The following is a 12,339-nucleotide window of genomic DNA, read 5'->3' on the forward strand; positions in this document are numbered from 1 at the left end:
TTTTTTAACGGTTTTCAAATCTACTTTTTCAAACACAATAGAAGGGAAATCTGCAGTCCATTTTTCTGCTGCTTTTAATGCATCTTCTTCACAGAAGAAGTCCTCTCCTACCAGTTTTTTAAGCGACTTTTCTGCTTTTTCAAGTTCATTTTGAAGCTTCTTTCTGAGAGTTATCTCTTTCTTTTCTTTCATTTTATGAGAAAGCAACAAAACCCACTTTTGCTTGACTCCCCCATAATCAACAAAGGTTTGATAAAATGAGTATCTTTCATCGCTTTTCAGTGGCTTCAGGTTTAGATTTGCATTTAGCAGTTCCTTTGCCTCATTAATTGTTGCAGGAACACGACTGATCCAGAATGACTTTCCTATATTATTGATATTATTGTCAGTGTAAAAGGAACTATCAGCGACATAGTACACTTTGCTTTCAGGACTTAAAGCTGATTTGAGAGACTTTATTGCTTCCAGAATTGTGCTTTTGTCGGAAGCATTCCCTGAATGAGTGTTCATAAAAAGGGGTATTCCATGCTGATTTACAATCAAACTTAGCACAAATTGTTTGAGATCCCATCTTCCGTTTTTGGGAATTCCAAAAGTGATATCAATAGACTCCGTTTCTTCGTCTTGATAATCACCATAAACGCTGACACTTGTAGTGTCAGCGTGTAAACAATGGACAGGAATAGGTAGACGATTCATAATGTGAAGAACAATTTCCGTAAACAGTTTTGTAGGACCATACTTTACGATTCTGTCAAGAGTTTCTCCGATAGCATATTGATTCAGATCTTCTCGTGTTACACCTTCTCCAAAAAGTCTTTCTATAGAAATATTCCTGAAAAAGTCAGGAAAAAGGTATAGACGTTGACCTATGAAACCAAGACCATTGAGTACCATGGCAAGGATGCAGACTGAGTGAGGAATCTTGTGATCCCTTTCCTTTGGGAGTTTCTCATCGATCAGTTTGTCAACTTCAAGTTCTCGGAAAACTCCAGCAATGAGACCAAGGTGACCTAAAAATCTTGTACGTTTTATTGAGGATTCGACTAGTCGACTGTTGTTTTTGTCTGCCATGGAAAATCAAGAAAAAAGATGTGAGAATAATTATATTAACTTATATGTTTACCTGCCGAATCTAGGTTCAATTGACCTGAGCATATAGCAGTTCAAAAGGTTCAATTAGCCTGAACATAGTAGTCAAAAGATTCAGTGAGCATAGCAGCATAAAGTGAGTAAAGCGTCACGATTAAAAGAAGAATAAATAAAGGATTTTACAGCATAACAAGAGTAATATTCATCAGAATATGTTTCCAGAATGAAATGTGCCTCAAGAGTTGCTTGCTTCATTGATGGTTGCAGAGACTCTTTGATATAAAAAGGCGCGTTGCTTCCTATCTTTTTGACATCGTCTTCAGTATAAATGTGCTATCTACAATATATAAATTCTCTAATCAAGATTCCGGTTCTGTGAAAGTAGGTTATATTACTCAAATATCTGATTTAATTTTAACTTTTTACTTACTTTGTATACGTAAACACAGATAATTATTGCAAGGACTGTTACACCATATGGAGTGAAAAAATTATTAATTTTGAGAATATTAATAGTTAATTTGCTTATCAAAGGTAAAATTATTGGCCAATGAAATAAATAAATTTGGAATGAATACTTCCCACATAGTAGTAATAATTCTTTTAAATATTTGAAATTTAGTAGTATTCTAGAAAATAATATCATAAACGGTGGGAATGTTATTCCATATAATAAAATAGCATATTTATGTGCAAACGATTGTGGGTAAACTATGGAAATAACAAATATTGCAACAAAAGTTATTGAACAGATATATGAAACTGATAGTTTATTTTGTTCTAATTGTTTGTAGCCATAGGCTATCCCAAAAATATAAGCTGGCATATACATCATGACATTAAACAAAATACTAGGGTACTGTTTTAAAGTGTCCTTATAAATAAAATCAAATGCCAGTAATGGTATTCCTAAATAAAATAAAGTATCAATCTGAAAATAATATATAATTGCAAAACAAATAGTTGTTATTAAAATTAATACAATTAGATACCCCAATTGATAAGAAACAATATTATGACCAATTAGAGTTTTAAGTAAACCGTCTATATTTAAATTATTCCAAAAATTTATAATATTTTCAAAGTTTAGGTTAAGATAATTGATTGATATATAACTAATACAATATAAAGGAAAAAATGCTAACAGTGTATATCCAACGTATGCTTTATATAGTCGAGTAAATCTCTTCACAAAATACTTACTTATAAATGATTTGTCGTTGATTTCTGCAGAATGATTTATTCCCATCTTAAGTCCAGATGAGAATGTAAACAAAACTAAACCAAATGTGGCGAGATATCTTAACAAAAATATAGAATCTGACCGATTTATCCCACCTAACTCGTGAAAGAGTATAATAAAAATAATACTAATACCATCAATTAAAGTAATTTTGTCTTTTATTTCTGAATATAACTGAAAGATCATAATCTAATTTTATTAATAGTTCTATTTATGTCTAGCGATTATTTATTTTATTAAGTTTCCTGTAAAAATCGAATTTTCTAGTACAAACGTATGAATTATTATGAAATTAGAATAGATTTTTAAATGTGAAATCTGCTTTTGTCTTTACTCTCCGGTAATATAGTTTGATAATATTCTGATTTTTATTGAGATGTTTTTAATAGATCTCTATTTAATGAATCTTTTTTCTATATACTTTGTACAGTAAAGTGAATATTTGCCAATTGCACCTTCTTTGGACAAAGTATAACTTTTGTATTATTTTTTTGTTTTTCAGTCTCCCTGTGGGCAAGTAATTTTCAAGAAAGGTTTCTAGTCAATATAATAGATTCCAGGTCTTCCATAATTATAAAAATTTCCCAAACATAACAAGTTTGTTAGAAGATTCAAGTTCAAAGCTGGGCACCTCAACATTAATAATTCTTATTGAGCCTTTAAAACAGTGATGTTAGTATAATTTAGGAAAGTTTTTTTATGTATAACATGATTTATTTAATTTATATTGCAAAAGAGTTAATAAAAATAGTTACTTAAAAGCAAAGCAGAATCTAAGTAACTGTCACAAAACAGATTAGGCAAACTTTTCATAAAGTTAATTTTTAATTGGTGATAATGATCTTGAAAATCAAGGCATCCAATCGAAACTTATGCATAGTTTGTTCTGTGACGACTCCTAAATAAGCGAAAAGAATCCTAAATACTCAAAGAATAAGGTATAAATGTTAAATAAATAAATTAAATAACTATAATGTGTTCTTCGATAAAAATTAGTTGAGATAATAAGATTTTCTGGTGTAGATAAAGTAAAATTATGGGACTTTTAATTGTTCTCGGCATAAAACCATATTAAATATGGTATTTAATTAGAAAATAATCAGTTAGATTGAAAGTTTTCGGAGAGATTAGTGATGTCTTCCCAAATAAAAAATTGTTTTGCTTCTCAGGAAAGCCTTCAGAGTGAAAAAAATAAGTCCATTGAACTTACTCCTAATAGCATAAATTTTTCAGTTAGTCCTGAAGGAGAAGAATTTCCTTTACCTGAATCTGATGAATATGCAGAAGAATTTAAAAGAGTTAAAGATCTTGTGGACAAAGCCCGTGAAGAAGGAAAAGAGATTGTCGTTGTAATGGGTGTCGGGTTTGTTGGAGCTGTAATGGCTGCGATTATTGCAGATACGAAAGACGAAAACGGTAATTATAGTAAGTTTGTAATCGGTTGTCAGAGACCAAGTACTCGCAGTTACTGGAAAATACCTCTGCTCAACAGAGGACAGTCTCCTGTGAAATCAGAAGATAAAGAAGTAGATGAGATTATAAAACGCTGTGTTCTTGAAACAAAAACGCTTGTAGCTACTTACACAAATGAATGCTTGAAACTTGCTGATGTTGTTGTGGTGGATATCCAGTGCGATTATGTAAAGTGTGAACTTGGAAATGTCAGAACCGGTGAAGCCGATATGGCAGCACTTGAAGCTTCCATGAAAATAATCGGAGAAAATATCTGCCCTGACTGTCTTGTGTTAATAGAAACAACTGTTGCTCCAGGGACGACAGAGTTTGTTGCTCTTCCTCTCCTGAAAAAAGCATTCCAGAAGCGTGGAATTAATTCAACTCCTTTACTTGCACATAGTTTTGAACGTGTTATGCCTGGAAGAGATTATGTAGCAAGTGTACGCGATTTCTGGAGAGTCTGTGCAGGTTGTACTGACGAAGCAAGAGTAAAGGTCGAAAAATTCCTTTCGGAGGTAATAAACACTAAAGATTACCCTCTGACCATAATGGATAGGCCTATTGAGTCTGAAACTGCAAAAATCGTTGAGAATTCCTACCGTGCAACGATACTCGCTTTCCTTAATGAATGGAGTCTTTTTTCGGAAAGAAACGGTGTCGATCTCATAAAAGTTATTAATGCAATCAAAATGCGTCCGACTCACAGTAATATAATCTTTCCGGGGCCAGGGATTGGAGGTTATTGCCTTCCAAAAGACGGAGGTCTGGGTTACTGGTCTTATAAGCATATTCTGGGCTTTGAGGATGGAGATGAAGTATTCAAGATCACTCCCACAGCAATTGATGTAAACGACACAAGAGCCCTTCACGTAGCCGAACTTACGCGAGATGCTCTTCGAAATATGGGCCATTATATAGCCGGAGCAGATGTTCTCGTTTGCGGAGCCAGTTACAGGCAGGATGTAGGCGACACGAGATACAGTGGAAGTGAAATTGTAGTCAGGAAACTGACTGAAATGGGCGCTGAAATGCGTGTTCATGATCCGTACGTTGATCACTGGTACGAGATGGAAAATCAGGATACATATCCGGCGTCTGGCCAGTCCTGGAAACGTTTCTTTAGAAACCAGGACGGTCTGGCAGAGTTAAAAATCGAAAGTGACTTTTCAACAGCAATTAACGATATAGAAGCCCTGATCCTTGCAGTTCCACATAAGGAGTATCTCAACTTTGAGCCGGAAACTATCGTAAAGATGGCAGGCGGGCCTATTGCAGTTATTGATTGTTTCGGAATGTTATCGGATGAGGATATCAGAAGATATTTCGAACTTGGCTGTGAAGTTAAAGCCCTTGGAAGAGGCCATATTCAGCAAATTAAAAAAGAAGTCCAGAAAAGAAAGTTGCAACAGAATTCCTAAATTTACAATTATTGTTTCACAGAGGGATTATTTGAAAACTAAAAATGTAGTGGTCACAGGTGGTATGGGTTTCATAGGTTCCCATCTTGCTGAGAGGCTACTTGAGGATAATGAAGTAACAGTTATTGATAATGAATCTACAGGTAAGATTGAGAATATAAGGCATCTACTGGATCACAAAAATCTAACTGTAATAAAAGACAGTATAGTAGACCTGAACTTGATAGAAATTTTCAAAGACAAAGATTATGTCTTCCATCTTGCAGCAATTCCCAGTGTTCCAAGAAGTGTGAAAGATCCTTTTAACTCAAATAACTCTAATGTCACAGGAACGTTGAATGTTCTTATAGCTGCAAGAGATGCGGGAGTTAAGAAAGTAGTATTTTCTTCTTCCTCTTCAGTGTATGGCGATACTCCAACTCTCCCAAAAAGAGAAGATATGTCCATAAATCCGATGTCTCCATATGCAATTACAAAAGCAACCGGAGAAATGTACTGTAAGGTCTTTCAGGATCTTTATAACCTTCAGACAGTCAGCTTAAGATACTTCAACGTTTTTGGTCCACGGCAGGATCCGAATTCTCAGTATGCTGCCGTGATTCCAAAATTTATAACTGCAATTTTGAATGATGAAAGTCCTGTGATATATGGCGATGGAGAACAAAGCAGGGATTTCACTTTCGTCAAAAATGTTGTTGATGCAAATATTCTTTCCTGTGAGTCTAAGAAAACCGGAGTTTTCAATATAGCGTGTGGTAGAAGAATTACAATTAATCAATTAGCCGATTACATTAATGAAATATTGGGAAAGAAAATAAAACCGGTACATGCCAAACCAAGACCTGGGGATATCAAACATTCGTTAGCAGACATTTCGAGAGCTAAAGAATTCGGGTATAATCCTAATGGTAATTTTAAGGATGAACTAATTACAACACTAGAGTGGTTTAAAAATGTCTACTAATAAAACTAAAAAATAAACGGAAATTGTTGGATTGCGAAATGTACAAGGGAGAGTACAAATGGAAAAAGTATTAGTAACTGGCGGAGCAGGATTTATAGGTTCTCATATCATTGACCGTTTATTAAAGTTGGGTAATGAGGTTATCTGTCTGGATAATTTTGATAACTATTATGACCCTTCAATAAAAAGAAAAAACATAGATTTTTTCATGGAAAACGAGAATTTTGAACTTGTCGAAGGAGATATAAGGGACAAACATTTGTTGAAAAGTATATTAGATGGAGTAGATTATGTTTTTCATGAGGCTGCCCAAGCGGGGGTTAGGATTTCGGTCATAGATCCCTTGAAATCTCACGAAGTAAATGCCACTGGAACCTTAAATCTCCTTAAAGCAGCTGTGGACTCTAATGTAAAAAAGATCATAAATGCTTCCTCTTCTTCTGTATATGGAAAAGTAAAGTACCTCCCTTTCGACGAAGAACACCCAAATCAACCTGTATCTCCCTATGGAATTTCAAAACTGTTAGCCGAGAACTATTGTCGGGTTTTCGATGAGCTTTATGGTTTAAAAAGTGTATCTTTAAGATATTTTACTGTATATGGACCGCGAATAAGGCCGGATCTTGCAATTAGTATATTTACAAGATCAGCTTTGAAAAATGAAACTATAAATATATTTGGAAATGGTGAAAAAACAAGGGATTTCACCTATATTGATGATATAATTGAGGCAAATCTGATCTGCATGAAAAAAGGAGAAGGTGTTTATAACATTGGTGGAGGGCATTCTATCAGTATTAATGAACTTGCACAAAAAATTATAGAAATTAATGATAGTAAATCTGAAGTTGCCTATACATGCCCTGTAAAAGGTGATGCAGAACATACCCTTGCAAGTTATGAAAAAGCATGGAATGAGATCGGATGGAAGCCAAAAATTGAAATCGATCAAGGACTTGAAATGTATTCAAACTGGTTCATAAATGAAAACCAATTATAATAATTTACAATAGATTTATAGATCATTAAGTAAGAAAGTGGTGAAAATAAACATGCCAATGTGTGAATATGTTATTCAACAATCTCAACTTCATGGGAAAGTAAAAATAAGCGGAGCAAAAAATAGCGCTTTAAGGCTCCTTGCAGCATCATTGCTAACAAAGGAAAAAATAGAACTTACAAATTATCCTGCAAAATTACTTGATGCTCAAATTCACGTTGGTATGCTAGAAGCTCTTGGAAAAAACTGTGAGATAAGTGAAGATAAAATAATTATTTATGAGAAGGAAACTCCTTTATCAGTTCTTAACTGGAAAAAACGATCAATTCGTAATACTCTGCTTATATTAGGTGCATTAGTAAGCCGTATAGGCGAAGCGAAGGTCCCTCTTCCCGGAGGATGCAATCTAGGAGAACGAAAATTCGATTTACACGAAATGATTCTCAGGAATATGGGAGCGAAAGTTTGGATCGAGAATGATATGCTTTGTGCTAAAGCAGAAAATGGGCTAAAAGGGACAGATATATTCTTACCTATTCGTTCAACAGGTGCTACTGAAAATGCAATAATATGTGGATGTTTGGCTGAAGGTATAACTAGAGTTTGGAACCCTCATATTCGTCCTGAAATTCTAGATTTAGTTAATTTTCTTTCTAAAATGGGTGCAAAAATCCAGGTATTTGGACAGGAACATATAGAAATTACAGGAGTAGAAAACTTATCTGGAGTTAAATATTCTGTTATTCCTGATAATATGGAAGCAATTACCTGGTTGATTGCTACAGTAATTACAGGCGGAGATATTGAAATTGTTAATTTTCCTTTCCGAGATCTTGAAGTTCCATTAATACATCTTCGTGAAAGTGGAGCAAAGTACTATATTGGTGATAATAGCCTGATCGTAAGAGGAGGAGCTCCCTATCCAATAGAGATTAGTACGGGCCCTTACCCGGGAATTAACTCGGATATGCAACCTCTGTTTGCAGTTTATGGTGCTTGTGCAAAAGGTAGTTCCAAAATTATTGACCTGCGTTTTCCTGGCAGATATTGTTATGCAAGTGAACTGGCCAGAATGGGTTTGAAATATAATATCAACGGTAACATACTGGAAATCATCGGTGGAAATCAACTTAATGGTGCTCAAGTAAGAGCTCTTGATCTCCGAGCTGGTATCGCATTAGCGTTAGCTGGATTAGTGGCAAATGGTGAAACTCGGATCTCAGATGCCTGGCAGATTGAAAGAGGCTATGACAATTTTATGGAAAAATTAATTTCACTGGGGGGAAATGTGAGATATGGATAAAGTAAGCAGTTTAATCAATAAAAATGTAGGAGATATTTATTTAAAAGAACCTCTTTCAAAACACAGTAGCTGGCGCATAGGTGGTCCTGCAGACGTTTTAGTTGAACCATATACTGTCGAACAGATACTCGAAATAGTACGATATGCTGACTTAATGAAAATTCCTGCAGTGGTTATAGGGAATGGAACAAATTTACTTTTTTCTGATGAAGGTTTTCGTGGAATTATAATAAAAATGGGTAAAAACTTTTCTAAATATACTATTAAGGGTAAAAGAGCTTGCGTGGAGGCAGGTATCTGGACTCCAAAATTTGTAAAAATATTGTCTGATAACGGTTTATCAGGTCTTGAACATGCCATTGGGATACCAGGTACTCTTGGTGGACTTGTTTTCATGAATGGGGGAAGCGGTGGAAAATGCATAGGAGATATTGTCAAAAAAATATGGGTTATTGACAAGAATTATAATTTAATATCTTTCTCCAAAAGTGAATGTGACTTTTCTTACAGAAAATCAGTGTTTCAGGATTCAAATTATATAATTTGTAAAATTGAGTTAGAATGTGAAACTGGAGAAAAAGAAAAAATAGAGTCCGAAATGAGAAGTATACTGGATAATCGTAAAAATAAATTTCCACTTAATTATCCCAATTGTGGATCTGTTTTTTTAAGTAATCCGGTTGTAAATGACACTTTTGCACCCCCAGGAAAGTTAATTGAAGAAGCAGGTTTAAAAGGTTATCAAGTAGGTGGTGCTCAAATTTCGGAAAAACATGCCAATTTTATAGTAAACTTGGGAAATGCTACAGCTAAAGACGTGATTTCTATTGTCCAGTATGCCCTAAAAATTGTATATCAACGTTACGGACTTTATCTAGAAAGCGAAATAAAGTATGTAGGGGAGATGGGAGATCTTAAATCGTTACATGAGGTTGGAAAGTTATCGATGGAATAACTGTTCATTAAAACACTGCAATTGGTGCAAATTCAATTTTACTGACCTATGTACCTAAAAACTCAATTGCAGTAGGAATTCCGGTAAAATAATTAAGTAATGTAGGGTATAAAATGGTAAAAAACTACAGTTTAACAAAAGATGGCATATCTGTTTTTGCCACTCAGATACTAACATTAGTTATAGGTTTCATATCAGGAGTACTACTTGCAAGATGGCTTGGACCTTCTGGAAGAGGAGTTTTTACGGCTCTTTTAGTTTATCCTACAATCATGATTAGCCTTTTAAGTATGGGAATGCGCCAGGCAACTGTTTATTATCTTGGTAAGAAAAAATATTCAGAATCAGACATTGTAGGTGTAACGTTATTATTACTTATTTCATCAAGTATAATTGGAGTTTTAATTTCAGTTATAATAATTTCATATACTAAAAACTCAGGTTATAATCAAATGTTAATATTACTTGCATCACTTACAATTCCTGCAGATCTAACTATTAATTATTTTACTGGGATTTTAATTGGCAAACAAAGAATAAGTAAATTTAATCAAGTAATGTATTTGGTACCTATAATTAATTTAGCACTCATTTTCTTTTTAGTATACTTTGAAAAATTGTATATAGTAGGTGCAGTTCTGGCCACGCTGGCTGCCAAAATTGTACTTGCTATATATGCATTATTATTAATTAATAGAGAATATACTTTAAAAATATGCTGTGTTCCTGAAATGATTAAAAGAATGGTTTCTCTAGGGTCTATTTATGCATTTTCACTGTTTATCTTAAATCTTAATTATAGAGTGGACATAATCATACTTGAACACTTAAGTAATGTTGCAGAAATAGGTCAATACACAATAGGAGTTGGTTTTGCCGAATTGTTATGGCAGCTACCAGCTGCTTTTGGATTAGTTATTTTTGCGTATAGTGCAAACGCAAAGGATTCAGATAAATTTTCTCAAGATATTGCAAAAATGGTAAGGATTATTTTCCCCATTGTCTTTATTGGATCAGTATTTTTATATTTTGCAAGTGGGTATATAATTCCTTTTTTGTATGGAGAAGAATATATTCCAAGTATAAAAATGCTAAAAATATTATTACCTGGGATAGTTATGATGAGTTTTTTTAAAATTATTAATATGGATCTGGCTGGTAGAGGGAAACCTGATGTTACTATAAAACTGTTTTTACCAGCTGTTTTGATCAATATAGTACTTAATATAATTTTAATACCCGACTTTGGAGGTTGCGGCGCTGCCCTTGCTTCAACAATCAGTTATACTCTTGCATCAATATCCATTTTGTATTACTATATGAAAATTACTCAATTAAGTTTAAGTGATATATTTATTTGTAAAAAAAGTGATATCAATTTTTTATTGGGGTTGTTTCATGCGTTACCGATTAAGCGCTAATAAATCATCCCAGTTGGCGTTTTGAAACAGATCCATAATTTGTCTACAAGCATACATATCAGGCTGTCTACAGGCTGTCTAAAAACTCGAACTATTTCTACAATTGGGTAATTGGAACTATTGACTTTAACTCTAAATTGGAAATTATCCTGAAATCAAGGTATTTGCCTTGAACTACAGCATATTGTTCCAATTGTAAAGTCAAATGCAGTTTTGAGGCCGCCTTATATAGTTGCTTTGTCTTCTGGAAAAAGCTCAGTAGATCTGCTTTAGTTGAAGATCGATTCTTGAGCATGCTTTATTAAGTGGTTTTAAGTTTTGGGATTAATTCATTGCAATAAACCATTCTGAAATATTGAGTTAATATGTCTAATATACTAAAATGCATTTTGTATTTTGCTTCGTTATAAATTTTGCAATATCTATTGAGTTGACTACTGATTTCAAAATTTTCACTTGAGACTGATTTAATAAAACTAGTAACATTATCTGCGTATTCTTCATCGACTAGTACTTGAACAATTTGTTTATAATTATCATCTGGATCAAAATTATCAATAGTTAACCTACTTGAAAAGTTTTGATCAAAAGCACTTTGAAAATTTTCTTCTGTAATTAATAAAGGATAATTTGAATTCTTTAAGGGGCACAGCATAATCTTCCCCTTTAATGCAGCCTCCATAAAGCTTCTTCCACCACCAATAACAAAATCTGCAACATCAATTAGCTGGCTCGCGTTAATTGCGTACTTATCATCTGTGAACAGGTAGATATTATTATCCATATTCTCTTTTATTTTTTTACCAACATTTACATCTTGCAGAGCTCCAATAATAATTAACTTAGTTTTTATCCCATCAGAATTTAATTTTTTTACAAGATTTATTGCTTGTAGTATGTCGTTCTTTTTGTATTCTTCAAGCCTGGAAATTATTAAAAATATTTTTGATTCATTGCAATCTACTGATAACTTTATGTTTTTTATTCTTAATAAATCTGAAGGAATTTCTCTGATTCTATTTGGAATAAAAAATAGATTTGTTTTTTTAAATCTTCTTGAAGACTGATAAAACTTAACGTCTTCTTGAGAAAATAATATTAAGTTATTCACTTTTGGAAAAGCTATCCTTGAGTTTGGGCCTCCACATTTCGTATGAATATATGGTTTTTTTACAATGTTACTGATTAAACTTCCAAAAAAGAAAGTGTCTTCATCAAAACTGTGAATAACTTGAGGGCACTCAATATCAATGATGTTTTTCAGATCTTTAATTACTTTAATAATATTTATTTTTTTATAGATCAAATTATATATTTTTACTTTTGACTGATTTATAACCGGTGACTCTCTTTTTCCGATAACAACTATAGCACAATCCAACTTTTTACTCATTTCTTCAGCAGTAGTTCTTAAACTATAGTAATGCCCTCCTCTTCCCGAGTGAGGCTCCATTGTCGAGATTAAGTATAACACTTTCATAAAGGTTC

At 33.4% G+C, this 12,339-nt stretch carries 9 protein-coding genes; 6 read left to right on the plus strand and 3 right to left on the minus strand.

The genetic code is table 11. The features are described 5' to 3' along the window. Both ASJ81_RS16445 and ASJ81_RS16450 read right to left on the minus strand, forming a co-directional pair. Positions 1–1,074: IS1634 family transposase (locus ASJ81_RS16445; RefSeq protein ID WP_095644259.1), on the minus strand; the 1,074-nt coding region annotated here is incomplete at its 3' end. A gap of 409 nt (positions 1,075–1,483) precedes the next feature. Beyond that, positions 1,484–2,521: an acyltransferase family protein gene (locus ASJ81_RS16450; protein ID WP_095645308.1), complete on the minus strand. Its 1,038-nt coding sequence runs from the start codon at positions 2,519–2,521 to the stop codon at positions 1,484–1,486. Positions 2,522–3,468: 947 nt separating this feature from the next. Here ASJ81_RS16450 and ASJ81_RS16455 point away from each other — a divergent pair. The 6 genes from ASJ81_RS16455 (at position 3,469) to ASJ81_RS16480 (ending at position 10,851) form a co-directional block, all read left to right on the plus strand. Next, the gene (locus ASJ81_RS16455; RefSeq protein WP_095645309.1) at positions 3,469–5,208 is read left to right on the plus strand and encodes a nucleotide sugar dehydrogenase; all 1,740 of its coding nucleotides are present in this window, start codon (positions 3,469–3,471) and stop codon (positions 5,206–5,208) included. Next, the gene (locus tag ASJ81_RS16460) at positions 5,141–6,172 is read left to right on the plus strand and encodes an SDR family oxidoreductase (RefSeq protein WP_245860230.1); all 1,032 of its coding nucleotides are present in this window, start codon (positions 5,141–5,143) and stop codon (positions 6,170–6,172) included. Before ASJ81_RS16455 ends, ASJ81_RS16460 begins: the two co-directional genes overlap by 68 nt. 58 nt (positions 6,173–6,230) lie before the next feature. Next, on the plus strand, positions 6,231–7,172 hold the full coding sequence (locus ASJ81_RS16465) for an SDR family oxidoreductase (RefSeq protein WP_095645311.1): 942 nt from the start codon (positions 6,231–6,233) through the stop codon (positions 7,170–7,172). A gap of 40 nt (positions 7,173–7,212) precedes the next feature. Continuing rightward, entirely contained in the window at positions 7,213–8,475 is a 1,263-nt protein-coding gene (locus ASJ81_RS16470; protein ID WP_245860231.1) for a UDP-N-acetylglucosamine 1-carboxyvinyltransferase, read from the plus strand. After that, on the plus strand, positions 8,468–9,430 hold the full coding sequence (murB, locus tag ASJ81_RS16475) for a UDP-N-acetylmuramate dehydrogenase (protein WP_095645312.1): 963 nt from the start codon (positions 8,468–8,470) through the stop codon (positions 9,428–9,430). Before ASJ81_RS16470 ends, murB begins: the two co-directional genes overlap by 8 nt. A 113-nt stretch (positions 9,431–9,543) precedes the next feature. Then, positions 9,544–10,851 (plus strand): oligosaccharide flippase family protein, encoded by a 1,308-nt coding sequence (locus tag ASJ81_RS16480; protein WP_095645313.1) that lies wholly within the window; start codon positions 9,544–9,546, stop codon positions 10,849–10,851. Positions 10,852–11,152: 301 nt separating this feature from the next. Here the strand turns inward: ASJ81_RS16480 and ASJ81_RS16485 are convergent, their stop codons facing one another. Then, a complete protein-coding gene (locus ASJ81_RS16485) occupies positions 11,153–12,331 on the minus strand; it encodes a glycosyltransferase (protein WP_095645314.1) in 1,179 nt (392 codons plus the stop codon). Positions 12,332–12,339: the final 8 nt, after the last annotated feature.

This window comes from Methanosarcina spelaei, assembly GCF_002287235.1.
GTDB lineage: Archaea > Halobacteriota > Methanosarcinia > Methanosarcinales > Methanosarcinaceae > Methanosarcina > Methanosarcina spelaei.